Origin of the sequence: Nocardia sp. NBC_00403, from assembly GCF_036046055.1 — a bacterium.
Lineage (GTDB): Bacteria > Actinomycetota > Actinomycetes > Mycobacteriales > Mycobacteriaceae > Nocardia.
On sequence record NZ_CP107939.1, the window covers coordinates 3,954,559 to 3,980,275 of the forward strand.

General features: G+C 67.2%; 26 protein-coding genes. 18 read left to right on the forward strand and 8 right to left on the reverse strand.

Annotated features, from left to right (window positions below; all coding sequences use genetic code 11):
• Positions 1–2 precede the first annotated feature (2 nt).
• On the forward strand, positions 3–494 hold the full coding sequence (locus OHQ90_RS17470) for a pyridoxamine 5'-phosphate oxidase family protein (RefSeq protein ID WP_328411791.1): 492 nt from the start codon (positions 3–5) through the stop codon (positions 492–494).
• Between the two features lie 158 nt (positions 495–652).
• Here OHQ90_RS17470 and OHQ90_RS17475 read toward each other — a convergent pair whose 3' ends face one another.
• Positions 653–1,558 (reverse strand): LysR family transcriptional regulator, encoded by a 906-nt coding sequence (locus tag OHQ90_RS17475; protein ID WP_328411793.1) that lies wholly within the window; start codon positions 1,556–1,558, stop codon positions 653–655.
• 109 nt (positions 1,559–1,667) lie between these two features.
• Here OHQ90_RS17475 and OHQ90_RS17480 point away from each other — a divergent pair, with 109 nt between their 5' ends.
• A complete protein-coding gene (locus tag OHQ90_RS17480; protein WP_328411795.1) occupies positions 1,668–2,384 on the forward strand; it encodes an SDR family oxidoreductase in 717 nt (238 codons plus the stop codon).
• A gap of 207 nt (positions 2,385–2,591) precedes the next feature.
• Here OHQ90_RS17480 and OHQ90_RS17485 read toward each other — a convergent pair whose 3' ends face one another.
• The 4 genes from OHQ90_RS17485 to OHQ90_RS17500 form a co-directional block, all read right to left on the reverse strand.
• The gene (locus tag OHQ90_RS17485; RefSeq protein ID WP_328411797.1) at positions 2,592–3,836 is read right to left on the reverse strand and encodes an RNA polymerase sigma factor; all 1,245 of its coding nucleotides are present in this window, start codon (positions 3,834–3,836) and stop codon (positions 2,592–2,594) included.
• The gene (locus OHQ90_RS17490; protein ID WP_328411799.1) at positions 3,829–4,170 is read right to left on the reverse strand and encodes a YciI family protein; all 342 of its coding nucleotides are present in this window, start codon (positions 4,168–4,170) and stop codon (positions 3,829–3,831) included. Before OHQ90_RS17490 ends, OHQ90_RS17485 begins: the two co-directional genes overlap by 8 nt.
• Before the next feature lie 11 nt (positions 4,171–4,181).
• On the reverse strand, positions 4,182–4,766 hold the full coding sequence (locus tag OHQ90_RS17495) for a dihydrofolate reductase family protein (protein WP_328411801.1): 585 nt from the start codon (positions 4,764–4,766) through the stop codon (positions 4,182–4,184).
• A gap of 109 nt (positions 4,767–4,875) precedes the next feature.
• Positions 4,876–5,679, reverse strand: a complete 804-nt coding sequence (locus tag OHQ90_RS17500) for an isocitrate lyase/PEP mutase family protein (protein ID WP_328411803.1) — start codon at positions 5,677–5,679, stop codon at positions 4,876–4,878.
• 64 nt (positions 5,680–5,743) lie between these two features.
• Here OHQ90_RS17500 and OHQ90_RS17505 point away from each other — a divergent pair, with 64 nt between their 5' ends.
• The 13 genes from OHQ90_RS17505 to OHQ90_RS17565 all read left to right on the forward strand — a co-directional run bounded on the left by OHQ90_RS17505 (position 5,744) and on the right by OHQ90_RS17565 (position 19,611).
• On the forward strand, positions 5,744–6,451 hold the full coding sequence (locus OHQ90_RS17505; RefSeq protein WP_328411805.1) for an ArsR/SmtB family transcription factor: 708 nt from the start codon (positions 5,744–5,746) through the stop codon (positions 6,449–6,451).
• A gap of 376 nt (positions 6,452–6,827) precedes the next feature.
• On the forward strand, positions 6,828–7,886 hold the full coding sequence (argC, locus tag OHQ90_RS17510) for an N-acetyl-gamma-glutamyl-phosphate reductase (protein WP_328411807.1): 1,059 nt from the start codon (positions 6,828–6,830) through the stop codon (positions 7,884–7,886).
• On the forward strand, positions 7,883–9,115 hold the full coding sequence (gene argJ / locus OHQ90_RS17515; RefSeq protein ID WP_328411809.1) for a bifunctional glutamate N-acetyltransferase/amino-acid acetyltransferase ArgJ: 1,233 nt from the start codon (positions 7,883–7,885) through the stop codon (positions 9,113–9,115). Before argC ends, argJ begins: the two co-directional genes overlap by 4 nt.
• Positions 9,112–10,047 (forward strand): acetylglutamate kinase, encoded by a 936-nt coding sequence (argB, locus tag OHQ90_RS17520; protein WP_328411811.1) that lies wholly within the window; start codon positions 9,112–9,114, stop codon positions 10,045–10,047. Before argJ ends, argB begins: the two co-directional genes overlap by 4 nt.
• Entirely contained in the window at positions 10,044–11,282 is a 1,239-nt protein-coding gene (locus OHQ90_RS17525) for an acetylornithine transaminase (protein ID WP_328411813.1), read from the forward strand. The genes argB and OHQ90_RS17525 overlap by 4 nt, the downstream gene beginning before the upstream one ends.
• Entirely contained in the window at positions 11,279–12,220 is a 942-nt protein-coding gene (argF, locus tag OHQ90_RS17530; RefSeq protein ID WP_328411814.1) for an ornithine carbamoyltransferase, read from the forward strand. The genes OHQ90_RS17525 and argF overlap by 4 nt, the downstream gene beginning before the upstream one ends.
• An 87-nt stretch (positions 12,221–12,307) precedes the next feature.
• Positions 12,308–12,823, forward strand: coding sequence for an arginine repressor (locus OHQ90_RS17535; RefSeq protein WP_328411815.1), 516 nt, complete (start codon positions 12,308–12,310; stop codon positions 12,821–12,823).
• A gap of 516 nt (positions 12,824–13,339) precedes the next feature.
• The gene (locus tag OHQ90_RS17540) at positions 13,340–14,542 is read left to right on the forward strand and encodes an argininosuccinate synthase (protein WP_328411817.1); all 1,203 of its coding nucleotides are present in this window, start codon (positions 13,340–13,342) and stop codon (positions 14,540–14,542) included.
• 97 nt (positions 14,543–14,639) lie between these two features.
• Complete coding sequence (argH, locus tag OHQ90_RS17545) at positions 14,640–16,061, forward strand: argininosuccinate lyase (protein WP_328411819.1); 1,422 nt, start codon at positions 14,640–14,642, stop codon at positions 16,059–16,061.
• A gap of 115 nt (positions 16,062–16,176) precedes the next feature.
• Positions 16,177–16,494 (forward strand): DMT family transporter, encoded by a 318-nt coding sequence (locus tag OHQ90_RS17550; RefSeq protein WP_442941476.1) that lies wholly within the window; start codon positions 16,177–16,179, stop codon positions 16,492–16,494.
• Between the two features lie 203 nt (positions 16,495–16,697).
• Entirely contained in the window at positions 16,698–17,504 is an 807-nt protein-coding gene (locus tag OHQ90_RS17555) for an ATP-binding cassette domain-containing protein (protein WP_328411823.1), read from the forward strand.
• Positions 17,505–17,538: 34 nt separating this feature from the next.
• The gene (locus OHQ90_RS17560; RefSeq protein WP_328411825.1) at positions 17,539–18,582 is read left to right on the forward strand and encodes an ABC transporter permease; all 1,044 of its coding nucleotides are present in this window, start codon (positions 17,539–17,541) and stop codon (positions 18,580–18,582) included.
• 54 nt (positions 18,583–18,636) lie between these two features.
• Positions 18,637–19,611 carry an ABC transporter substrate-binding protein gene (locus tag OHQ90_RS17565; protein ID WP_328411827.1) on the forward strand — a complete coding sequence of 325 codons (975 nt, stop codon included), beginning with the start codon at positions 18,637–18,639 and terminating at the stop codon, positions 19,609–19,611.
• Positions 19,612–19,662: 51 nt separating this feature from the next.
• Here the strand turns inward: OHQ90_RS17565 and ilvA are convergent, their stop codons facing one another.
• Both ilvA and OHQ90_RS17575 read right to left on the reverse strand, forming a co-directional pair.
• Positions 19,663–20,883 (reverse strand): threonine ammonia-lyase, encoded by a 1,221-nt coding sequence (gene ilvA, locus OHQ90_RS17570; protein ID WP_328411829.1) that lies wholly within the window; start codon positions 20,881–20,883, stop codon positions 19,663–19,665.
• Between the two features lie 103 nt (positions 20,884–20,986).
• Positions 20,987–22,159 carry a serine hydrolase domain-containing protein gene (locus OHQ90_RS17575; RefSeq protein ID WP_328411831.1) on the reverse strand — a complete coding sequence of 391 codons (1,173 nt, stop codon included), beginning with the start codon at positions 22,157–22,159 and terminating at the stop codon, positions 20,987–20,989.
• A 137-nt stretch (positions 22,160–22,296) separates the two neighbouring features.
• Between OHQ90_RS17575 and OHQ90_RS17580 the strand changes: the two genes are divergently transcribed.
• From OHQ90_RS17580 to OHQ90_RS17590, 3 genes are all read left to right on the forward strand, one after another.
• On the forward strand, positions 22,297–23,019 hold the full coding sequence (locus tag OHQ90_RS17580) for a GntR family transcriptional regulator (protein ID WP_328411833.1): 723 nt from the start codon (positions 22,297–22,299) through the stop codon (positions 23,017–23,019).
• 86 nt (positions 23,020–23,105) lie between these two features.
• The gene (locus OHQ90_RS17585) at positions 23,106–24,605 is read left to right on the forward strand and encodes an NCS1 family nucleobase:cation symporter-1 (RefSeq protein ID WP_328411835.1); all 1,500 of its coding nucleotides are present in this window, start codon (positions 23,106–23,108) and stop codon (positions 24,603–24,605) included.
• The gene (locus OHQ90_RS17590) at positions 24,605–25,333 is read left to right on the forward strand and encodes an aspartate/glutamate racemase family protein (RefSeq protein WP_328411837.1); all 729 of its coding nucleotides are present in this window, start codon (positions 24,605–24,607) and stop codon (positions 25,331–25,333) included. The genes OHQ90_RS17585 and OHQ90_RS17590 overlap by 1 nt, the downstream gene beginning before the upstream one ends.
• Here the strand turns inward: OHQ90_RS17590 and OHQ90_RS17595 are convergent, their stop codons facing one another.
• Positions 25,334–25,684, reverse strand: a complete 351-nt coding sequence (locus OHQ90_RS17595) for a hypothetical protein (protein WP_328411839.1) — start codon at positions 25,682–25,684, stop codon at positions 25,334–25,336.
• Between the last annotated feature and the right edge of the window lie 33 nt (positions 25,685–25,717).

Genomic DNA, 25,717 nt, shown 5'->3' on the forward strand with positions numbered 1-25,717 from the left:
GTATGACCACTTGGAGCCAGTTCACCGAAGAAGCGCCCCAGATCGCCGCGGTGTTCACCCGTCGGCACAAAGCCACCGGCAACCTCTGCATGCTCGGCACGCTCCGATCCGACGGTTTCCCCAGGATCAGCCCTGTCGAGCCGATCATCTTCGAGGACATGCTGACGATCGTGGGTATGCCCGATACGACGAAGTTCAAGGACCTGGAGCGCGACCCGCGCTTCTGCCTGCACACCGCGACGGTGGACACCAAGGTCGGTGACGGCGACGCCAAACTCTTCGGCACCGTCACCGATCTCCGCGACAAAGAAGTCCATGCGCGTTTCGCGCAGAAGCTCTTCGACGACAGCGGTTTCGACCTCCGCGGACAAGAATTCGACCACTTCTTCGTCGCGGACCTGACCAGCGCCTCGACCGTCGCAGTCGTCGACGACCACTTGGACATCACCATCTGGAAGCCGGGCCAGGGGGAGCGAGTGGTGCGCAAGCACTGAGCGGGTGAGACGGCGGGGGATCGGCCGGGTGGTTTCGTGCGTCGGCCGATACCGCGGCGACCGGTTGCCGTTGATGATCGACGGAGCCTTCCGCCGAGTCCGCTGTCGAGGCGCGCCGTAGGTGATTATCTTTGCGGCGCTGTTGTGTGGACAGCGCATCACTGTGGCGGGGTGAGTTGTGCGGTGATCGGTGCGGGCACCGGGATGCCGCGGCGTCGGATATCTGTGCGGAACCGCTGGACTAGTGGGTCGTTCGGTGTGGTGGTGAGGCAGACGACGGCGCGGGTCAGCGGCGGCGCGATGCTGCGAACCGCGCCCGCGAAGGTTGCGGTCAGTGCGGTCGTCGGCACCAGTGCGACACCGAGACCGGCCGCTGCCAGCTGTGCGGCGGTGGTTGCCTGTTTGGTGCGGGTGGCAGCGGTCAGTGTGACGCCGTTGCGGGCGGCGGTCTCGTCGATCCAGCTGCCGAGTCCGTTGTCGGGGTGATAGTGGACCATCGGCGCCGCGGCGAGGTCGGCGAAGGTCATGGGGGTGGCGGGAGCACTGTCACCGGCCATCGCGGCGACGATTTCTTCCTCGCCGATCACATCGATGGGCCCATCCCACCGCGACGGTCGCGGACCGATCGCGATATCGACCTCGCCCGCGGCCACCAGCTCGGCGAGAGCATCGGCGCTGGCCAGCTCGGTCAGTGCGAGGTGAACGCCAGGATGGCGGCGATGCCACGCCCGCAGCACCGGTGCGAGCAACCCGGCCGTCATGCTCTCCGCGCACGCGATGCGCAGCTGTCCCTCGGCGCCGCGGGCGACGGCTCGGCCGGTGGCCACGACCCGCTCGGCCGCGGCCAGTGCGGCTCGCGCGTCCATGACGATCGCGCGTCCCGCCGCCGTCGGACGCACCCCACGAGGCAGTCGCTCGACCACTGGGGTGCCGATTTCTCGCTCCAATGCCGCAATCTGATGTGACAACGCGGGTTGTGACATGTGCAGGCGCGCGGCAGCCTCGGTCACCGAGCCGAAATCCACCACGGCCACAAAGCATTCCAGCCCTCGCAATGTTGGCATTCGCAAATTCTATCGGACACACAGAAAAGATCGATATCACGACGGGATTGCTCGATCGTGGTGCGGCGTTCGACTTCGGTGAAAGGACAACAACTACCGAAGGAGACCCATGACAGGCTCGATGGACGGCAAGAAATTGGTCATCATCGGCGGTAGTTCGGGCATCGGCAGACAGATCGCGGCCGATGCGGCCGCTGCGGGCGCGACGGTGATCATCGCGGGCCGTGACAGCGGCGCGCCGGGGACGGCGCAGACAATACTCGGCGACCACGTGCGCACCGCCCGGGTCGACCTCGGCGCGGAGGAATCCATCCAGCGGCTGGCCGAGCAGATCGGCGACGTGGACTACCTGGTGTCGGTGGCCGCGGCCCACGCCAACGGACCGGTGACGGAACTGGGCCGGGCGGCGGTGGCTCGCGCATTCGACGCCAAGGTCATCGGCCCGATCCTGCTGGCCAAACACTTCGCGCCCCGAATCCGCGAAGACGGTGCGATCCTGCTGTTCTCCGGCGTCGCCGCGTGGCGGCCGGGCCCGGGACGCGCGGTCATGGCGACCACCAATGGCGCGGTGAGCTTCCTCGCCGAGGCGCTCGCGGTGGAGCTGGCCCCCATCCGGGTCAATGCGCTGTCGCCGGGCATCGTCGACTCGGGCGCGTGGGACGCGATGGCGGCCAAGGACCGCTTCTTCGCCGACGTCGCCGCCGCCAACCCCGCCCGCCGCGTCGGCCTGCCGTCCGACATCTCCGCGGCGGCTCTCCTCGCCCTGACGAACCCATTCCTCACCGGCACCACCCTGCACGTCGACGGGGGTGGTCGGCTGACGTGACGCGCATCTGGGCGGCGGCCGCCACGACCGGCGCCGCGTCCGGAACCGGCAGCCGCCGGTGCACGGCGCTCGAGGAGTCGGCGACCGAAACGGCCGCCCATTCGGCGCGCTCGCCCACCGCGACCTTTCCTCCTGCGTCAATCGGTCGCCCCGAGCAAACCGCTGCACGCAAGCCGTTCTCGGTTTCGCGCAGCGGGACGGGCGGGATCAGTCTTCGTGGGCTGTTGCCGCGATCGCCGAGCGGCGGGACCGGAGAAAGGTTTGTTCGGCAAGGTTTTCGGTGTCGGCAATGGCTCGGTCGTAGGCCGCTACGGCCTCGGCCGAGCGGCCGAGGCGACGCAATAGGTCGGCTCGAATGGCATGGAAGAGGTAATGATTCGCCACATCGATGTCGTCGAGGAGGGCGAGTGCGGTGCGCGCGCCGTCGACCTCGGCCACCGCTACCACACGATTGAGCAATACCACGGGGTTGGGCGCCATCGCGACCAGCTGGTCGTACAGGTGCAGGATCTGCTGCCAGTCGGTCGCTGCCGCATCGGTGGCGTCGGTGTGAACCGCGTTGATCGCCGCTTGGATTTGATAGGGGCCGGGTTGGTTGCGCCGCAGGCACTCTCGCACGATGGCGTGTCCCTCGGCGATGAGGGTGCGGTTCCAGCAGGTGCGATCCTGCTCGGGCAGCGGTATCAGTGCACCGTCGGGTGTGGTGCGCGCGCCGCGGCGAGATTCGGTGAGCAGCATGAGCGCGAGCAGCCCGTGGACTTCCGGTTCGTCGGGCATGAGCTCGGCGAGCAGACGCCCGAGACGAATCGCCTCGGCGCACAGGTCTTCTCGAACCAGGCGGGAACCCGAGCTGGCCGTGTGCCCCTCGGTGAAGATCAGGTAGACCACGGCCGATACCGAGCGGAGGCGATCGGGCAGGTCCGCGTCACCGGGGACGCGGTAGGGGATGCGGGCGTCGCGAATCTTGCCCTTGGCGCGGACGAGCCGCTGCGCCATGGTCGACTCGGAAGTCAGGAAGGCATGGGCGATTTCGGCAGTGGTCAGGCCGCCGAGCAGCCGCAAGGTAAGGGCCACTCGGGCATTGACGGCCAATGCGGGGTGGCAGCAGGTGAAGATCAGGCGGAGTCGGTCGTCCCCGATCGCGCCGTCGTCGACCGGTTCGGCTTCGGCGTGCAGCAATGCAGCCTCGGCATGTCGGTCGTGGCGGGATGATTCGCGCCGCAGTCGATCGATCGCCCGGTTGCGTGCGGTGGTGATGATCCATCCGGGCGGGCTCGGCGGGAGCCCCTCGGCCGGCCACCGCTGCACGGCAGTGGTGAAGGCGTCCTGTACCGCGTCTTCGGCGACGCCGATGTCACCGAAGACGCGGATCAAGCTCGCCACCGCGCGCCCGTAGTGTTCGGTGAACGCGTCCTCGATCACCGCGGACGTCACCGTGGCGTTGTCAGCCATCCTCTAGCGGCCGGATCTCGATCGGCAGGCCGAGCACCGTGGCGACCTTGCTGCCCCATCCCAGTGCCTCGTCGAGATCGGCGGCCCGGATGATGCTGAATCCGGCGATGTATTCCTTGCTCTCGACGTACGGACCGTCGGTGATGAGCACATCACTACCGGTGGCGCGCAGCACGGTGGCCGTGCTCGGCGCATTGAGGCCCGCGGCGAACACCCATGCGCCCGCCGCGCGCATCTCATCGTTCACGAGGTGCAGCTCGCGCATGATCTCGTCCAGATTGTCCGGCGGCACACCCCCTTCGGACTGGTAGATGCTCAGCAGGTATTGCTTCATCTCGACGCTCCTCACTTGCGCTGATAAGTAGCGATCACGACGCCGGTGGTGGTCGGGACGCACGCGGTGAGCCGAAGGTCGCCGAGATCGGTGCCCTCGAACAACCGCCGTCCGCTGCCGACCAGGATCGGATGGATCATCAGTAGATATTCGTCGACGAGATCTTGCCGCATCAGCGTTTGCAGCAGGTTGCCGCTGCCGAGCACGACCAGGTCACGGTCGGGCTGTTCCCGCTGGAGCCCCACCACCGTGCGGACCGCGTCGCCGGGCAGCAGCGTCGAGTTCTGCCAGGGCAGCGGCTCGGTCAGCGTTCGGGACGCGACGAACTTCTCGGTCTTGTCCAGCACCTCGGAGACCGGATTGTCGGTCTGGTGGGGCCAGAATCCGTAGAAGTCCGCATAGGTCCGCCGCCCGAACAGCAGTGCGCCTTGATGGGTGGCCATATGCTCGCCCAGCACCCTGGCCTGCACCGGGTCGTTGTATCGATGGGCCCAACCGCCGTGCCGGAATCCGTCCCGCAGGTCCTCATCGACACGCCCCGGCGCCTGCATGACTCCGTCGAGGGTGAGGTTTTCGACGGCAATGATCCTGCTCATATCCGCTCCTTCCCAGGTGCCGGCGCGCTGCCGGCCTCACCTCCTACACGAACGGGTCGGCACCGGATCGACATCGCCGGGGATTTTCTTCCGCCGGGTTCGCTCGGTGTCACGCATCCGACGCGGTGATGGCCTGCACCTCCCGATAGGTCGGAACCTCGATGGTGAACGGGCCGTCGTCGCGCACCGCGCGGGCGGCGTCGACGACGGCCGCGAGCGCCGTGCGGTACAGCAGTGAGCCGGTGCTGATCCGGCGCACGCCCAACTCGGCGAGGGTCGCGATCGATGGGCCGTCGGCGGCGTACAGGATATTGACGGGCAGCGCGGTCGCGGCGACCAGGCCGGTGATGTCGACCGGGTCGGTCATGCCCGGCACAAAGATGCCGTCGGCACCGGCGTCGGTATACCGGCCGACCCGGGCAAGCGTCGAATCCTGTTGCAGCTTAAGCCAATACGTGTCAACGCGAGCGTTGACGAACAGCTCCGGGGTGCGGGCCTTGATCGCGCCGATCAGCTCTGCCTGGTGGCCGGGCTCGGCGAGGGTGCTTTCGGACCGGCCGTCTTCGAGGTTCACTCCGGCGATCCCCAATTCGGCCAACCGGGCGACATAGTCGGCCACTTCGCCGGGGTTCTCGCTGAAGCCGCCCTCGATATCGACGGTCACCGGCACCGCGAGGCGCGCGAGTCGTGTTGCCACCGCGAGTGTTTCGTCGCGGGTGACACCGGTTCCGTCGGGCAGTCCCGCCGCGACGGCGACCCCGAGGCTGGTGGTGCCGATTGCGGGAAACCCTTCGGCCACCAGCGCCGCCGCGGAGCCGAAGTCCCAGGCGTTCGGCAGTACGAGCGGCTCGTCCCGGTGGTGCAGCTCGTGGAAGATTTTCGGCTTGTTCGTCGTGGGCTGATCGGCGTTCATGCCGTGACCGTATCCCGCTGTTGTTTCGGTGGCCGCCGAAACAACAGCGCACCATCATGGAGTGGTGCACACCCGAGGAGCCGAACTGGCCGGACTGGCGGTACTGCTCGCCGACCGCACCCGCGCCGAGATGTGCCTGGCGATGATCGATGGCCGCGCCTGGACCGCGGGCGAATTGGCGCGCCACGCCGGTGTCGCGCCGTCCACGGCCACCGAACACCTGAACCGGCTACTCGACGGCGGTCTGCTCATCGAACGCCGCCAAGGTCGACACCGCTATCTTCAGCTGGCAAACCCCCAGGTGGCGGAGCTGCTGGAGGCAATGGTCACCCACCTCGACCCGCCGCGCACCGAACTGGCAGGGCTGCGCGCGGCCACCGTCGCTGCCGCGCTCGCGCGCGGCCGCACCTGCTACGACCACCTCGCAGGACGCCTCGGCGTGGCGATCACCGACGCGATGACCACCCGCGGCCTGCTCGACAGTGACAGCGGGTTCGCGCTGACTGCTGCGGGTCTGACCTGGCTCACCGGCCCCATGGGGATCGACCGAGCTCGGCTGCACGCCACCCGCAGGCCCGTCGCCCGACCCTGCCTCGACTGGACCGAGCGACGCGCTCACCTCGGCGGCGCCGCCGGAGCGCAGCTGTGCCGCCGTCTTCAGGACCTCGATTGGATCCATCGGGTCGGCAACGGCCGCGCCATCCGTCTCACACACGAGGGCGAATCCGGTCTCGCCGAGACACTCGGAATCGATCCTGCGCCCTTGCGGTAGACCAGACAGGAACAAGCTCACCAGCCACAGGATCGGTGCGGCCGTCCCCGTCCTCGTGCTTGTGCTGTCCGTCGTCGTCGCAGTCGCCGTCGGTCTGCCGGTCTCGGGTACGCGAGTGCTACATCCGGCACGGCGCAAACCTGCCGTCGCTGCTCGAGCGTGCTCAGCCGGCGTTGTATGCGGCGACAGAGGTTTGCCGATCATCGTCGCGGTTACTCAGGTTGCGATGAGCACTGGATTGATGACGCAGGATATGGCCTTCACCTGGTGGTCGCGGGTGCGACCACGTTGCTGATGTTCCCGCTGATCGCGCGATTGATCGGCGGCAAGCCACCCCGTTCATGAATGGGCTTGCATAATCGTGCATAATCATCACATGGTTGATTCAGCGGACGGACCCGTGTTGCGGGTCGCGGTGGCCGGTGCGAGCGGGTACGCGGGCGGCGAGGTGCTGCGCCTTTTGCTCGGGCATCCGGCATACCGCGACGGGCGCCTTGTCATCGGCGCGCTGACCGCAGGGGCGAACGCGGGCAGCGCGCTGGCGGAGCATCAGCCCCATCTGCTGCCGCTGGCCGATCGCGTCCTCGCTCCCACCACCGCCGACGAGCTGGCCGGTCACGACGTGGTGTTCCTCGGGCTGCCACACGGGCAATCCGCCGCCATCGCGCAGCTGCTGCCGGAGTCGACCGTGATCATCGACTGTGGCGCCGACTTCCGGCTGACCGACGCGCAAGCATGGGAGAAGTACTACGGCAGTCCCCACGCGGGCAGCTGGCCCTACGGTCTGCCGGAGCTGCCCGGCGGCCGCGAGAAGCTGCGCGGTGCAAGTCGGATCGCCGTCCCCGGGTGCTACCCGACGGTGGCGAGCCTGGCGCTCGCACCGGCGATCGCGGCGGGCATCGTCGAGCCGACGGTGAATGTGGTCGCGGTGAGCGGCACATCGGGCGCGGGCCGCAAGCTCGACGTCGGCCTGCTCGGATCCGAGGTCATGGGTTCGGTACGTGCCTACGGCATCGCCGGCGCGCACCGGCATACCCCCGAGATTTCGCAGAACCTGAAGGCGGCGGGCGGAACCGATGTCACCGTCTCGTTCACGCCGGTGCTTGCGCCGATGCCGCGCGGCATCCTCGCCACCTGCACCGCACCGACGCGGGTGGACGCCGCGCAGGCCCGCGCGGTCTACGAAAAGGCCTACGCCGACGAACCGTTCGTGCATCTGTTGCCGGAAGGTCAACTGCCGCAGACAGGTTCGGTGCTCGGTTCCAATGCTGTCACGCTGCAGGTCGCGGTGGACACCGACGCGGGCCTGCTCGTGGTGATCGGCGCGATCGATAACTTGACCAAGGGCACCGCGGGCGCCGCGGTGCAATCCATGAATCTGGCCGTCGGATTCGACGAGACCGCAGGACTTTCCACCGTAGGAGTGGCACCGTGACGACAACCGCTGGGACATCGACCGAAGGCTCGGGCGGCAAGCTGGTCCGGACCCAGGGGGTCACCGCACCGCTCGGTTTCCGCGCCGCGGGTATCGCCGCGGGCATCAAGGCCAGCGGGAAACCCGATCTGGCCCTGGTTCTCAACGAGGGACCGGAGTACGCGGCCGCCGGTGTGTTCACCCGCAACCAGGTCAAGGCCGCGCCGGTGCTGTGGTCGCAGCAGGTGCTGGGGTCCGGGCGGCTGCGCGCGGTCATTCTCAACTCCGGCGGCGCCAATGCCTGCACCGGTCCCGGCGGATTCCAGGACACCCATCAGACGGCCGAGGAATTGGCCAAGGCGCTGAGCAATTGGGGCACCGAGACCGGCGCGGGCGAAATCGCCGTCTGCTCGACCGGTTTGATCGGTGACCGGCTCCCGATGGACAAGGTGATTCCCGCGGTCACCGAAATCGTGCACGAGATGGGCGGCGGCCTGTCGGGCGGCCTCGACGCGGCACACGCGATCATGACCACCGATACCGTGCCCAAGGAAGCGGCCTTCCACCATCAGGACAAGTGGAACGTTGGCGGCATGGCCAAGGGCGCAGGCATGCTCGCGCCCTCGCTGGCGACCATGCTGGTCGTGCTCACCACCGATGCCGCGGTGACCGCGGACCAGCTGGATCGGGCGCTGCGCAACGCGACGCGACTCACCTTCGACCGGCTCGACGTCGACGGCTCCTGCTCGACCAACGACACCGTGCTGCTGCTTGCCAACGGCGCGAGCGAGGTCACCCCGTCCCAGGAGGATCTCGACGCCGCGGTGCTCGTGGTCTGCGACGATCTCGCCGCACAGTTGATGGCCGACGCGGAAGGCGTCACCAAACGCGTGCAGGTCATCGTCTCCGGTGCGGTCAGCGAGGACGAGGCGCTGATCGCCGCGCGCGCCGTGGCCCGCGACAGTCTGGTGAAGACTGCGCTGTTCGGCTCCGACCCGAACTGGGGCCGGGTGCTCGCCGCCGTCGGCATCGCGCCGATCACTCTGGACCCGAACCGGATCTCGGTGTCGTTCAATGGGAACCCGGTGTGCATCGACGGCATCGGTGCGCCGGGCGCGCGCGAGGTCGACCTGTCCGGCATGGACATCGACGTGCACATCGACCTGAACGTCGGTGACGGTACGGCCATGATCCGCACCACCGACCTCTCGCACGGCTATGTCGAAGAGAATTCGGCCTATAGCTCATGAGTGGACAAGTGCTCCACGACCTTTCGGCGTTGGACAAGGCACACGTACTGGCCGAGGCGCTGCCGTGGCTGGAGAAGTTCCGCGACAAGATCGTGGTCGTCAAATACGGCGGCAACGCCATGGTCGACGAGGAGCTCAAGCGTGCCTTCGCCGCCGATATGGCGTTCCTACGCACCGTCGGCGTGCACCCGGTGGTGGTGCACGGTGGCGGGCCACAGATCAGTGCGATGCTGAAAAAGCTCGGCCTGCACGGCGAATTCCGCGGCGGTTTCCGCGTCACCACACCCGAGGTGATGGACGTGGTGCGGATGGTGCTGTTCGGCCAGGTCGGGCGGGAACTCGTCGGGCTCATCAACGCGCACGGCCCGTATGCGGTCGGCATCTCCGGTGAGGACGCGCGACTGTTCACCGCGACAAGGCGCACCGTCGACATCGACGGCGCACCGACCGACATCGGTCTGGTCGGCGATGTCACCGAGGTGAACCCGGAGGCCGTGCTCGACCTCATCGCCGCAGGCCGCATCCCGGTGGTCTCGACCATCGCGCCCGATGCCGACGGCGTGGTGCACAACATCAACGCCGACACCGCTGCCGCCGCGCTCGCCGAGGGCATCGGCGCCGAGAAATTGGTGGTGTTGACCGACGTCGAGGGCCTGTACACCAACTGGCCGGACCGCGCGTCGCTCACCTCACGCATCGACGCCGACGAGCTCGCGAAGTTGCTTCCGAGTCTGGACGCGGGCATGGTGCCGAAAATGGAAGCCTGCCTGCGCGCCGTCCAGGGGGGTGTGCCGACCGCGCACGTCATCGACGGCCGGGTGCCGCACGCGGTGCTGCTGGAACTGTTCACCGGAGAAGGAATCGGAACGATGGTGTCGCCCGTGCTGTCCAGTTCGGACGGCGCCGGCCCGCCGAACGGAACGAAATCATGAGCGAAGTAGCGAACGAAGTCACCAACACTGCCGCACTACAGCAGCGGTGGTCCGACGCGTTGATGAAGAACTACGGGACGCCCAAGATCGCGCTGGTGCGCGGTGCGGGCGCGGTGGTCTACGACGCGGACGGCAAGCGCTACCTCGACTTCCTGGGCGGCATCGCGGTCAACAGCCTCGGGCACGGCCACCCCGCGATTTTGGAGGCGGTCACCCAGCAGCTCGGCACGCTCGGGCACACATCGAACATCTACGCGAACGAACCCGTGATCGAGCTGGCCGAACGGCTGCTCGCGCATTTCGGTGACGGCGAATTCGGTGACGGGCACGGCCGCGCGTTCTTCTGCAACTCCGGCACCGAAGCCGTCGAGGCCGCGTTCAAAATGGCCAGGCTGACCGGTCGGCGCAAGCTCGTCGCGTGCGAGGAGGCGTTCCACGGCCGGACCATGGGCGCGCTCGCGCTCACCGGTCAGCCGTCGAAGCGGACACCGTTCGAGCCGATGCCGCCCGGCGTCGTGCACGTGCCCTACGGTGATGCCGCGGCCTTGGCGGCCGTGGTGGACGAGGACACGGCCGCGGTCTTCCTCGAACCCATCATGGGGGAGAGCGGCGTCGTCGTGCCGCCCGTCGACTACCTGGTGAAGGCGCGCGAGATCACCGCGCGGCACGGTGCGCTGCTGATCCTCGACGAGGTGCAGACCGGCATCGGACGCTGCGGAAAGTTCTACGCGCATCAGGCTTCCGGCATCGTGCCGGATGTGATCACCCTGGCCAAGGGTCTCGGCGGCGGCCTGCCGATCGGCGCGGTGCTTGCCACCGGCCCGGCCGCCGATCTGCTGACTCCCGGACTGCACGGCACCACTTTCGGCGGTAACGCGGTCTGCGCCGCGGCCGCACTCGCCGTGCTGCGCACTATCGACGAACTGGACCTGCTCTCGCATGTCGAGTCGGTCGGCAAGCGGCTCAGCGATGGTATCGAGCTGCTCGAGCACCCGCTGGTCGACCACGTGCGTGGTGCGGGTCTGCTGCTCGGCATTGTGCTCACCGACGACGTCTCGGCCGAGGTCGAGGCCAGGGCGCGGGCGGCGGGCTATCTGGTGAACGCGCCGAAGCCCAACATCATTCGGCTCGCGCCGCCGCTGGTCCTCACCGAGACCCAGTCCGACAACTTTGTCGCCGACCTGCCCGGCATTCTGGACGGCGCCGCCCAAGATGCGAAGGGAGCCAAGGGATGAGCCTGCGCCACTTCCTACGCGACGACGATGTGACCCCGGTCGAGCAGGCCGAAATCCTCGCGTTGGCCGCCGAACTGAAGAAGGCGCCGTTCTCGCATCGGCCGCTGGCGGGTCCGCGCGGCGTCGGGGTGATTTTCGAGAAGAACTCCACCCGCACCCGGTTCTCCTTCGAAATGGGCATCGCCCAGCTCGGCGGGCACGCGGTCGTCGTCGACGGCCGCGACACCCAGCTCGGGCGCGAGGAGACCCTCGGCGACACCGGCACGGTGCTGTCGCGCTATGTCGATGCCATTGTCTGGCGTACCTTCGAGCAGGTCCGCCTCGACGAAATGGCCGCCACCGCAACGGTTCCGGTAGTGAACGCGCTGTCCAACGAATTCCACCCCTGTCAGGTGCTCGCCGATCTGCAGACGCTCACCGAGCGCAAGGGCAGCCTGGTCGGCCGCAACCTCACCTACTTCGGCGACGGCGCGAACAATATGGCGCACTCGCTGCTGCTGGGCGGCGTCACTGCCGGATTGAACGTCACCATCGCCGCGCCGGCAGGCTTCGAGCCGCTGCCCTGGATTCTGGAGGCCGCCCGCAAACGCGCCGCCGAAACCGGTGCGGCCATCACGCTCACCGGCGACCCAGTGGCCGCCGCCGAGGGCGCCGACGCGCTGGTGACCGACACCTGGACCTCGATGGGCCAGGAGAACGACGGTCTCGACCGGGTCGGTCCGTTCCGTCCGTTCCAGCTCAACGAGCAACTGCTCGCCCATGCCGAGTCCGATGCCGTTGTGTTGCACTGCCTGCCCGCCCATCGCGGCGAGGAGATCACCGACGCGGTGCTCGACGGTCCGCACAGCGTCGTCTGGGACGAAGCGGAGAACCGGCTGCACGCGCAGAAGGCGCTGCTGGTGTGGCTGCTGGCCAAGCGCAACGAGGGTGTGGCGTGAGCGAGAGATTCGTGTTGCAGTGCGCGTCGCCGGCGGGCGTCGACGAGGTGGCATCGTGAGCAAGCGAACCAGGGGCGAGGTGGCGCGATGAGCGTGACCCGCCCGGAACCCGGCAAGCCGGGGCCCGCGATCGCGGGAACCCGCGCCGGACGTCAGTCCCGCATCATCGAACTGCTGCTCGCGCACGCGGTCCGCAGCCAGACCGAGCTCGCGGCGCTGTTGTCGGCCGAGGGCATCGAGACCACCCAGGCCACCCTGTCGCGTGATCTCGACGAACTCGGCGCGGTCAAACTGCGCGCCGCCGACGGCGGCGCGGGCGTCTATGTGGTCCCCGAGGACGGCAGCCCCGTACGCGGCGTCACCGGCGGCACCGACCGCCTCTCGAAGCTCCTCGGCGACCTGCTCGTCTCCACCGATGCCAGCGGCAATATCGCCGTCCTGCGCACCCCACCCGGCGCCGCCCACTACCTGGCCAGTGCCCTGGACCGCGCCGCCCTGCCCTACATAGTCGGCACCATCGCCGGCGACGACACCATCGCCGTCATAGCCCGCGAACCGTTCACCGGCGCCGAACTGGCCGCCAAAATAGAAGAACTCGCCTGACTCTTACGTGTCCGTAGTGAGTGGCACATCGTCGTGGCGACCCGCCGTGCACGCACACCATGGTGTGCCACTCGCGCGCATACCCGGCCGATCGGCCGGGTATGCGCGGTCGGCTCAGTCGAAGGGATATCGGCCGCCGCCGGGGCTGCCCTGGCCCGGCGGCCGGCGGTGCCGGAAGTGATCAGGTCATCGATGAGCTCGACGATGGCTCGGCCTATGTCCAGCACGCCGTTGTTGGTCCGCGCCGCTTCCCACCCGGTGCGATCGTCGTGCTGCGGCGACGGTGTGCAATCTGGCAGGCTCGACTCGTCGCACACAGCTCGCGCAACGCGGAATGTCTATATCCGCCGGAAGCGGGCCCGACTCGACCCCGGTTGTGAATGGGCTTGCATAGTCGTGCATAATCATTTGTAGAACGGTGCAGACCGCCGGGACGTAGGCCCGGCCCCCGAATACGCGCCTGCCGAAGCGGGCACAAGACCACAGACAAGCACGAAATCCGAGGAGCACATAGACATGTCCGAGCGCGTCGTACTCGCCTACTCCGGTGGGCTGGACACCTCCGTCGCGATCAGCTGGATCGCCAAGGAGACCGGTGCCGAGGTGGTGGCCGTCGCCATCGACCTGGGCCAGGGCGGCGAGGACATGAACGTGGTGCGCCAGCGAGCACTGGACTGCGGCGCCGTGGAGGCGATCGTCGTCGATGCACGCGACGAGTTCGCCGACGACTACTGCCTGCCGACCATCCAGGCCAATGCGCTCTACATGAGCCGTTACCCGCTGGTGTCGGCGATCAGCCGCCCGCTGATCGTCAAGCACCTCGTCGAGGCCGCCAAGTTCCACGGCGCGAGCACCGTCGCCCACGGCTGCACCGGAAAGGGCAACGACCAGGTGCGCTTCGAGGTCGGCATCGGCGCGCTCGCGCCCGATCTCAACGTCATCGCCCCGGTCCGGGACTACGCCTGGACCAGGGAGAAGGCCATCGCCTTCGCCGAGGAGAACTCGCTGCCGATCAACGTCACCAAGAAGTCGCCGTTCTCCATCGACCAGAACGTGTTCGGTCGCGCGGTGGAAACCGGCTTCCTCGAAGACCTCTGGAACGCGCCGACCAAGGACGTCTACGACTACACCGCCGACCCGACGGTGAACTTCGAGGCGCCGGACGAACTGATCGTCACCTTCGACAAGGGTGTCCCGGTCGCGATCGACGGCCGGCAGGTCACCGTGCTCGAGGCCATCGTCGAGCTGAACCTGCGCGCCGGACGGCAGGGCGTCGGCCGCCTGGACATGGTCGAGGACCGGCTCGTCGGCATCAAGAGCCGCGAGATCTACGAGGCGCCCGGCGCCATCGCCCTGATCACCGCGCACCAGGAGCTCGAGGCCGTCACCGTCGAGCGTGAGCTCGGTCGCTACAAGCGGCAGGTCGAGCAGCGCTGGAGCGAGCTGGTCTACGACGGCCTGTGGTTCTCCCCGCTCAAGCGCGCACTCGACGCCTTCGTCACCGAAACCCAGGAGCACGTCTCCGGCGACATCCGTATGGTGCTGCACGGCGGCTCCGTCGTGGTCAACGGCCGCCGCTCCGAGCAGTCGCTCTACGACTTCAACCTGGCCACCTACGACGAGGGCGACACCTTCGACCAGTCGCTGGCCAAGGGCTTCGTGCAGATCCACGGCCTGTCCTCGAAGGTCGCGGCGCGGCGCGATTTGAACCAGAAGTAGGCGGCCTCGAGGTCGGTGCGCATGCGCCGACCTCGAGGATTGCGTAGCCAGCGCATCCACCGATGATCGACTTCCGACCGTCAGGAGACAGCACACGATGACGCAGAGCGGCAGCACCAACGAAGGGGCGCTCTGGGGCGGACGTTTCGCGTCCGGTCCAGCCGCGGCGATGGCAGCGCTCAGCAAGTCGACGCAGTTCGACTGGGTGCTGGCTCCCTACGATATTCGCGCGTCGAAGGCGCACGCACGGGTGCTGCACAAGGCCGGGCTGCTGTCGGAATCCGATCTCGCCGCGATGCTCGACGGCCTGGATCGCCTTGCCGCCGATGTGGACTCCGGGGCCTACGGACCTGCGGAGTCCGACGAGGATGTGCACGGTGCGCTGGAGCGGGGACTGATCGAGCGGGTCGGCACCGAGCTCGGTGGCAGGCTGCGCGCGGGGCGGTCGCGAAACGACCAGGTGGCCACGCTGTTCCGGATGTGGCTGCGCGACGCGGTCCGTCGGGTCGCGGCCGGTCTGCTCGAGGTGGTCGACGCGCTTGTCGCCCAGGCGGCCGCTCACCCCGACGCGGTGATGCCCGGCAAGACGCATCTGCAGGCCGCGCAGCCGGTGCTGCTCGCACATCATCTGCTCGCCCACGCCCATCCGCTGCTGCGCGATATCGACCGGCTGCGTGACTTCGACAAGCGGGCGGCGGTGTCGCCCTACGGTTCCGGGGCGCTGGCAGGTTCCTCGCTCGGTCTGGACCCGGAGGCGATTGCCGCCGAACTGGATTTCGACGCGTCGGCGGCCAATTCGATCGATGCCACCTCCGCCCGCGACTTCGCGGCCGAGGCGGCGTTCGTGCTGGCCATGATCGGTGTCGACCTCAGTCGGATGGCCGAAGAGGTCATTATCTGGAGCACACCGGAATTCGGCTACATCACTCTCGCCGACGCCTGGTCCACCGGATCGTCGATCATGCCGCAGAAGAAGAATCCGGACGTCTCCGAACTCACCCGCGGCAAGGCAGGACGCCTGATCGGCAACCTCACCGGCCTGCTCGCCACCCTCAAAGCGCAACCACTCGCCTACAACCGGGATCTGCAGGAGGACAAGGAACCCCTGTTCGACTCGGTCGCCCAGCTGGAACTGCTGCTACCTGCCATCGCCGGCCTCGTCTCGACGCTGAGCTTCCACACCGACCGGATGGCCGAACTCGCCCCTGCCGGTTTCACACTCGCGACCGATATTGCCGAATGGCTTGTCCGCCAGGGCGTCCCGTTCCGCGTTGCGCACGAGGCGGCGGGTGGCTGTGTCCGCGCTGCCGAGGCGCGCGGCGTCGGGCTCGACGAGCTGACCGACGCGGAGTTCGCGGCCGTCGACCCGGCACTGACGCCGCAGGTCCGCGAAGTGCTGACAGTGCAGGGGTCGATCTCCTCGCGCAACGCCCGCGGCGGCACGGCAGGTGTCCAGGTCGCGAAGCAGATCGACGAAATCCGCGGCACGGCAGGGGAATTGCGCGGCTGGCTGGCGTGACTGTCGTTACCCCGGTTACCGTGCCGGCCGATGGTCGTCGCGGGCCCGAGCAGCGTGCGCTCCCGCGGCTCCACTCTCGTGTGGCTACGGCCCGGATTACGCTGCGCCGGTGACTATGCTGCTGTTGGCGCTGGCCATTGCGTCCGAGGTGACCGCGACCGTTTCGCTGAAGATCTCCGACGGATTCAGCAAGCTCGTGCCCTCGATCATCGTTGTCATCGGTTACGGCGCAGCGTTCTATTTCCTGTCGCAGGCGCTGAAGCGCGGTATGGCCATCGGTGTCGCTTACGGGATCTGGTCGGCCGTCGGTGTCGCCGCGATCGCCATCATCGGAGTGCTGTTCTTGGATGAGCGATTGACCCTGGTGCAGATCGGGGGCATCGGCCTGGTGATCCTCGGTGTGCTCGCGCTCGAGCTCGGCGGCGTCCACTGATACGGAAATCCGCCGAGGATTCACTGCGCACCACCATGAGCCCGCCGAAATCGGCCGGTTCGTGCCCTGCAGTGGGTTGCCGAGCGTGAGGGGCGTTGCGCCCTCTGCATTTTCCCGAATACGTCCCGATCGGCACGGGGCCGAACGTAACATCGGGCGATGGACTGGACGTTTGCTCAGCTGAGTCCACGCGGATGTACCCCATGACCTCGGGCGATGAGGGCGAGGTCATGGGAACACCGGGCGCTGCCACCGTGGTGCTGGAGGCTGCCGGGCTCGCCAAGCACTACGGCAGCGTGCAGGCATTGCGCGGTGCCAACTTTCAGGCCAAAGCAGGCGAGGTCGTCGCACTCATCGGTGACAACGGTGCGGGCAAGTCGACTCTGGTGAAATGCCTTTCCGGAGCCGAGCAACCGGACGGCGGCACCATCCTGCTCGACGGCAGGCCGGTGCTGCTGCCTACGCCGACCGCCGCGCGGAAGCTCGGTGTGGAAACCGTGTACCAGGATTTGGCGGTGGCCCCCGACCTCGACCCCGCCGCGAACCTGTTCCTCGGCCGCGAACTGCTGCGGCGCGGGCTTGCGGGCAAGCTCGGCATGCTGGACAAATCGGCCATGCGAAGCCGGGCGGTCGACCACTTTCGCCGACTCGGCGTCACCCTGCAGAACACCGACGTGCCGATCGGGTCGCTCTCGGGTGGGCAGCGGCAGAGCGTGGCCGTGGCCAGGGCGGTGATGTGGGCGAGCAAGGTGGTGTTCATGGACGAGCCGACCGCGGCGCTGGGTGTTGTCCAGCGCGAGCGTGTGCTCGACGTCATCCGTCGGGTGCGCGACCAGGGCATCGCGGTCGTGCTCATCAGCCACAACATGCCCGAGGTGCTGGCCGTCGCCGATCGCATCGAGGTGCTGCGGCTGGGTAGACGGGTGGCTCGCTTCACTGCAGCAGAGGTCACCTTGGAGCAGTTGGTCGGTGCGATGACCGGTGCACTGACGCCCGAGGAGACACCGTGAGGCGCCGCGCAGTGCTCGGAAAGCGAGGGGCTGCATGAGCAACGACGAAGCCGTCAGCGTCGATGGCAAGGGCCGGGAACTGCCCGAACGCACTGTGCTGCAACGACTGCTCGGTGCGAGCACGGTGTGGATCGGTGTTGTGCTGGTCGGCTTGTGCGTGGCGTTCAGCGTGATTCGGCCCGATGCGTTTCCCACCCGCTTCACCGTGCAGACCCTGCTGATCGAAACATCGGTGCTGCTGGTGCTTTCGGTCGGGATGACCTTCGTCATCATCACCTCGGGCATCGATCTCTCGGTCGGGATGGTGCTGATCTTCGCCGGGGTGCTCGGCGCCAAAACCATGGAATGGCTGAGCCCCGATGAGAATGCCACGGCGGCGGGTTGGGGCATCATCGGTCTCGGGTTCCTGATTTCCGTTGTCGGCGGCGGGATCTGGGGACTGCTGAACGGGCTGCTCGTGGCCAAAGCCAAGATTCCGCCGTTTATCGTCACGCTCGGGTCGTTCGGCGCCGCACTCGGTGCGGCGCAGCTGATCACCGGCGGCGTCGACACCAGGACCGTGCCCGACAAGCTGCGCAACTCACTGGGGTTCGGCACCTCACTGGGCGGTGTGCCGAATCTGGTGCTGGTCGCCACCGTGGTCACCGTGCTCGCTGCCTGGGTGCTGCGCACCACGAGGTTCGGCCGCTATACCTACGCGATCGGTTCCAACGAAGAGGCCGCGCGCCGCTCGGGGATCGCGGTCACCCGCCACCTCGTGCTGGTCTATCTGATGACGGGATTGCTCGCCGGGCTGGCGGGTTTCATGAACCTCGCCTACTTCGGCACCACCACCATCGGTGGACACGGCACCGACAATCTGGATGCCATCGCGGGCGTAGTGATCGGCGGGACCAGCCTTTTCGGCGGCGTCGGCACCGTTCTGGGCACGGTGATCGGGGTGTTCATTCCCTCGGTGCTGCGCAAGGGTTTCGTCATCGCCGGGGTGCCGGTGTTCTGGCAGCCGATCGCGGTGAGCGCGGTTCTGGTCGGGGCGGTGTGGTTCGACCAGCTCCGCCGCAGGGCGCGGGACCGATAGAGGTAGGCAGTCGACAACACTGCGCGAGAAGAAAATAAAGGCGGAGGTGGCCGGATGAGGGTGGCGAAGCGGACCGCGGTGCTGATCAGCGCGATAGTAGCGGTCGGCACGGTGGTCGTGTCGTGTAGTGGCGAAGTGAGCAATTCCGGCGGGACGGACGCCAAAAAGCTGGTTCTCATTCCCGGCGTCGCCGACGAACCTTTCTATATCTCCATGCAGTGCGGCGCGCAGGACGAGGCGACGAAGCTCGGCTACAAGCTGGATACCCAGGCGCCGACCAAGTTCGACGCCGGATCGCAGACGCCGGTGCTGACTGGGGTGATGGCCAACAAGCCCGGCGGCATCCTGATCGCGCCGACACACGCAACGGCGATGGCGAATCCGATCCAGCAGGCCAAGAACGCGGGGATCAAGATTGTCGAAGTGGACACCGCGCTCGACGACACATCCGTTGCGCTGTCGTCGATTTCGTCCGACAACAAGAAGGGCGGCGAACTCGCGGCCGCCACCTTGGCGAAGCTGGTCGGGGAGAAGGGGCCGGTACTGGTGATCAACACCAAGGCAGGCACCTCCACCACCGACGCACGCGCCCAAGGCTTCGAGGCGGCGCTGCAGCACTATCCCGGCATGACCTCGCTCGGCGTGCAGTACAACAACAACGAGGCCGCCCAAGCCGCCTCGATCGTGACCGCCACGCTCGCCGCCCACCCGGACCTTGCCGGTGTATTCGCGACGAACCTGAGCTCGGCCGAGGGCGCGGCAACCGGTCTGCGCAATGCGAACAAGCTCGGCCAAGTCAAACTGGTCGGCTTCGACGCAAGCCCCAAACAGGTCGAGGACCTGAAGGCGGGCACCGTGCAGGCGCTGATCGCCCAAGACCCGGGTGGCATCGGAGCCAAGGGTGTCGACCAAGCTGTCGCTGCGTTGGAGGGCAAGCCGGTCACCAGGAACATCCAGACCGACATGGTCGCGATCACTCAGGCGGATATGGACGCCAACGCGAAGTACTTCTACAAGAGAAAGTGCTGAGCAGTCGTTGAGCGGGAGGTGCCGACCGTGCCGGCGGTCGGCACGCTTCCCTCAATCTTCCACGCGGACAACATATCCGGACTCGGTCAAGGCATCGAGGACGTCGTTGCGGTGGTTCGGTCCACGAGTCTCGAGCGTCAGCGATACCTCCACCTCGTTCAGGGCCAGCCAGGTGCCGGTGCGCGAGTGCGCCACGTCGACCACGCTCGCTCCCGTTTTCCCGACCACGCCGAGCAGGCTGCTGAGTCCACCGGGACGATCCACGATTGTCACTCGCACCGCGAGGTAGCGGCCCGCGGCGCTCAGGCCGTGGCCGATCAGCCGGGTCAACAGCAGCGGGTCGATATTGCCGCCGGACAGGATCGCGCAGACCGGTCCGCGCAGTCCGAGTTCCGCCACCGGGTAACTCATCAACGCCGCGACCGCAGCGGCGCCGGCCGGTTCGACGATCAGTTTCCCTCGTTCCAGACACAACAGCAGCGCCTTGGACAGTGCGTCCTCATCGACGGTCAGCATGGTCGTCACGTACTCGGCAACGTGCGCGAACGGCACCGCACCCGGTAGCCCGACTGCGATGCCGTCGGCCATCGTCGACATTCGCCCGGCCCGGACCGGCTTGCCTGCCGCCAGCGAATCGGGCCAGGCCGCAGCCTCGGCGGCCTGCACGCCGATCACCCGCACCTGCGGGGCGAGATGGTGCAGCGCGACCGCGACACCGGCGAGCAGCCCGCCACCACCGGTGGGCACGAGCACCGTCCCGACCTCGGGCAATTGATCCAGGATCTCCAGCCCCACCGTTGCCTGCCCGGCCACGATGTCGGGGTGGTCGAACGGATGGATCAACGTCGCCCCGCCGCGCTCCGCGAAGTCGAGCGCCGCGTCGAGCGCGTCATCGACGGTCTCGCCCACTTGCAGCACCCGCGCGCCATATGCCTTGGTGGCCGCCAGTTTCGGCAGCGATGCACCCACCGGCATGAACACCGTCGACTCGATTCCGAGTGACGTCGCCGCCCAGGCTACTCCTTGCGCATGATTGCCCGCGCTCGCCGCGACCACACCATTGGCCCGCTCCTCGAGGCTCGAATTCGCGATCCTGTTGTAGGCGCCGCGCGGCTTGAACGACCCTGTCCGCTGCAAGTTCTCACATTTGAGCCACACCTCGGTCTCGGATCGCTCCGACAATGCCCGCGATGCCACCACCGGCGTCCGCCGAATCACCGGCGCAAGTAGCGCCGCAGCCGCCTTGATCCGATCCAGCCCAAGCAACTCCATGTCGCCATGCTGCCAGGTCACACCTCGACCGGCAGCAACTTGTGTTGGCTTTCTCGCCCGTCGCTGGAGTCGGGCCGGTCAGCGGCACACCGTAGGGCGTCTCTCACGCAGCCTTGGCGAGGTTATGCGCGATGGCGCCGAGGCGGGCGAGGCGGGCGTCGCCGAGCGGGGTGAGCTTGCCGCCGAGGCGGTTGGTGACGAAGCCGAGGGACATACCGGTGGCCGGGTCGGCGAAGGCTCCCGAACCGCCGAGGCCGAAATGGCCGAAGGCTGAGACGGGTTCGGCTTTGGAGGGCTTCATCGGGACCCCGTGGTAACCGAGGGCCCAGGGGATGCGGAAGGCAAGGACATAGTCGGGGGTGAAGACTTGGCGTCGGGTGATGAGCTCGATGGTTTCGGATCGCAGCAGCTGGAAGCCGTCGAGTCGGCCGCCGTTGGCGAGGGCGCCGTACACGCGGGCCAGCGAGCGCGCGGAGAAGACACCGTTGACGCCTGGCATGACCGAATCGTGCAGGCGTGGATCGGACACCAGGTCGGCGAAACCCTGCGGCGTGGTGTCGGCGGCCGCGGCGAACCTGGTCCTCGACATGAGCCGGGCGCCGTTGTCCCAGTCGAGGCCCGCGACGGTCAGCCGGGGAAAGTTGGTGGCGATCCTGCCGCGCTCGGATGCTGGTACACGAAACCAGAGATCCGCTGCGGCAAGCGGTTCCGCGATTTCGGTGCGCAGCGCATCGGTGAATGTCGCACCGCTGATCCTGCGTACCAACTCGGCGACCAAGTGGCCGAAGGTGATTCCGTGATAGCCGCTGGTCACCAGGTGTCGTGAATCGGGGGTCGCGGCGGCGAGCGCGGCTGTCACCGCGGCGTCGTCCAGGAAGCGGTCCACCGGACCCGGCAGCAGCCCGCGCAGCCGGTGCAGCCCGGCCCGGTGGGTCAGCAACGCGCGCACGGTGATGAGTTCCTTTCCCGCGGAAGCGAATTCGGGCCAGTAGGTGGCGACGGGCTCGTCGTAGTCCAGTAGGCCGCGCTCGGCAAGCCGGTGCAGCAGGGTCGAGGCGACACCTTTGCCGGTGGAGTACGCCATGGCCACCGAGTCGTGCGCCCACGGCACCCCAGGGTGCGCGAAACCGGCCCAGACATCGACCACCGGTTCGCCGCGCAGGTATACCACGAGGGATCCGCCACCGTCGGAGGGCCGCCGGAACAACCGGTCGAATTCGGCGACCAGACTCACGAAGCGCCGATCGACGGTTTGAGTTGTCGGAAGAGTGGTCATCGAGTAATCCTTGCCGTTCGGGATCCATACAGCGTATGGCAGGTCGAATTCCCGCTCGACGGACGTCCGAGCCTGCATTTTCCTCACCGTCACATCAGGGACCGAAAACGCAACACGGCTCACCTACGGTGGTCGACATGCCTCCACGGAGACGTTCGGCGCTGCTCGCGAGGTTGGTTGTCGATGAACCGGGCCGGCCGCAGATCATTCTCGGCGAACTGCGCCGGGTGATCCTCGACGGGGCCGTGCCACCGTGCACGGTGATCCCGCTGCGTGAGGTCGCCGAATTGTTCGGAGTCAGCCACATCCCGGTCCGCGAAGCGCTCAAGACGCTGTTGGGGGAGGGCCTTGTCACCCATCAACCGCACGGCGGCTACACGGTGGCCCAGCTCACGGCCAACGAGCTGCGGGAAATGTACATCGTGCGCGAGACCCTGGAGACGGCAGCGCTCGCGGTGGCGGCGATGAACGCATCGGACGCCGATCGTGCGCACCTGATAGCGGTGAACACCCTTCTGGAGCATGCGATCCGGGACGACGACCCGGTCGCCTACCATCGGCAGTCCCGACTTTTCCATGTCGCACTGACCCGGCCGTCACGTCTGTTCCGTTTGCTGCACATGCTCGAGTCGGCGTGGAATGTCACCGAACCGGTGCAGTCGATGGTGCACATCAGCCGCGCCGACCGAATCCGCCTGCACACCGACCACGCGCTGATGATGGACGCCTTCCTCGCCCGTGACGTCGATCGCCTGCTGCTCATCGCCGAACGCCATCACCGCAGGCTCGAGACGGTTATCGCGACCCTGCCCACCGATACCGGGCTGCTGGCGCCGGAAGATATATCTGCCGCGCAATAGCCGGGCAATAACCGTGCAACGGGTGGGCAATGCGCGGTTCCTACCGTCGTTCGGGATCACAGTTTCACCTTCGGACGGGAAACACCATGACCGAAATGCTCACCACCGCGGTGCCCGCGCCGCCGGAGACGGCCGCGCCTGCCACACCCGCCTACGATCCACGACTGACCAACGAGGATCTCGCGCCGCTGCGCAAGCAGAGCTGGGGCTCCTACAACATCTTCGCGTTCTGGATGTCGGACGTGCACAGCGTGGGCGGCTACGTCACTGCGGGCAGCTTGTTCGCGCTCGGTCTGGCCAGCTGGCAGGTGCTCGCGGCGTTGCTGATCGGCATCACCATCGTCTACTTCTTCTGCAATCTGGTCGCCAAGCCGAGCCAGGTGACGGGCGTGCCCTATCCGGTGATGTGCCGCAGCGCTTTCGGAGTGCTCGGGGCGAATATCCCCGCCATCATCCGCGGCTTGATCGCGGTGGCCTGGTACGGCATCCAGACCTTCCTGGCCTCCGCAGCGCTGGATGTTGTTCTGGTGAAACTCTTTCCGCCGCTCGCGCCCTATGCGGTTGTCGGTGACTACGGTTTCCTCGGGCTTTCGCTGCTCGGCTGGGGCAGCTACCTGCTGCTGTGGGTGGTGCAGGCGTGTGTGTTCTGGCGCGGCATGGAGTCCATCCGCAAATTCATCGACTTCTGCGGTCCCGCTGTATATGTCGTGATGTTCGCGCTGTGCGGCTACCTCATCGCCAAGGCGGGCTGGAGCGCCGTCGACCTGAAGCTCGGCGAGGTGAAGTACACCGGCTCGGCCTCGGTGCCGGTGATGCTGGGCGCTATCGCGCTGGTGGTGTCCTACTTCTCCGGTCCGATGCTCAACTTCGGCGACTTCTCCCGTTACGGAAAGTCTTTTGCGGCCGTGCGGCGCGGCAACCTGCTCGGCCTCCCGGTCAATTTCCTGCTGTTCTCGCTGCTCGTGGTCACCACCGCATCGCTGACGGTTCCGGTTTACGGCGAACTGATCACCGATCCGGTCGCGACCGTCGCGCGCATCGACAGCACCTTCGCGATCGTGCTCGGTGCGCTGACTTTCACCATCGCCACCATCGGCATCAATATCGTCGCCAACTTCATCTCACCCGCGTTCGACTTCTCCCATGTCAGCCCGCAGCGAATCAGCTGGCGGGCGGGCGGCATGATCGCCGCGGTCGGGTCGATTCTCATCACGCCGTGGAACCTCTACAACAACCCCGACGTCATCCACTACACCCTCGAGGTGCTCGGCGCCTTCATCGGCCCACTGTTCGGTGTGCTCATCGCCGACTACTACCTGGTGCGCAAACAGAAAGTGATCATCGACGATCTGTTCACCATGTCGAAGACCGGAACCTACTGGTACAGCAAGGGATACAACCCCGCCGCGATCATCGCGACGGTCGTCGGCGCCGTCGTCGCGGTGGTCCCGGTGCTCGCCAAACATGTCACCGGGATGTATACCGCCGCGCAGTACAGCTGGTTCATCGGCTGCGGCATCGGGTTCGCGGTCTATTACCTGCTGGCCGGCCGGACCAGGTCGGCAGTGCAGGGAGTTCCTGCTTGATGCGTATCCGGGTCGTCAATCCGAACACCACCCGGGCGATGACCGAGACGATCGAGCGCTGTGCCAAGGCCGTCGCAGGCCCCGGCACCCGGCTCGACGCGGTCACCTCCGAGATGGGACCCGCCTCGATCGAAAGTCACTACGACGAAGCCCTGAGCATCCCGGGCCTGCTCGCCGCGATCCAGCGCGGCGAGCGGGAGGGCATAGACGGGTACGTGATCGCGTGTTTCGGCGACCCCGGCCTCGATGCCGGCCGGGAACTGGCGGGTGGCCCGGTGATCGGCATCGCGGAGGCGGCGATGCACGCGGCCAGCCATCTCGGCCGCGGGTTCAGTGTCGTCACCACGTTGAACCGAACCATCGGTCGCGCGGAAGAACTTGCGCAACGCTATGGCATGCAGCGCTTCTGTCGGGGCGTGCACGCCTGCGAGGTACCGGTGCTTGCGTTGGAAACGGATCCGCAGGCACGCAAAATCGTTACCGAGGCCTGCCGGGAGGCGGTGGAAGCCGATGGTTCCGACGCGATCGTGCTCGGCTGCGCGGGAATGGCCGACCTGTGCGAGCACATTCGCGACGAAATCGGTGTGCCGGTGGTCGACGGTGTGGCCGCCGCGACCCTGACCGTGCAGTCGTTGCTCACCCTCGGTGTGCGCAAGTCGGGGCGGGGAGAGTTCGCCGCGCCGCCGACCAAGACCTACTCCGGGCTGCTGAGCTCCTTCGGAGCCTGATCAGGCCGCGACAGCGGAGGTCAGCGCATGCAGTGCGGCATCGGGGTCGTCGACATCGACGACGACCCGGGTGAAGTCGGCGCCTGCCAGCTCGATCCGGATGGCCCGCCCGTTGAACTTGGTGTCCCAGAATTCTTTGCGATGCCTGCCGCGATAGGTGCCTGCCGCGATCACTCCGGGGAAGAAGGTTCCCGGCGCTCGTACCCACGGCGGACGCAGGTCGACCTCGGCAGTGGTGACCTCGGTGATATCCGAGAGATCGAAACTCAGCTGCTCGCGCAGTGCCAGCAGCCGATGCCCGCCGAGCACGTGGACCGTCACTTTGGTATCCGTGACTTCGACTTCGACCATCGTGCACCTCACTGATTGCCAAGAGCTCGTACT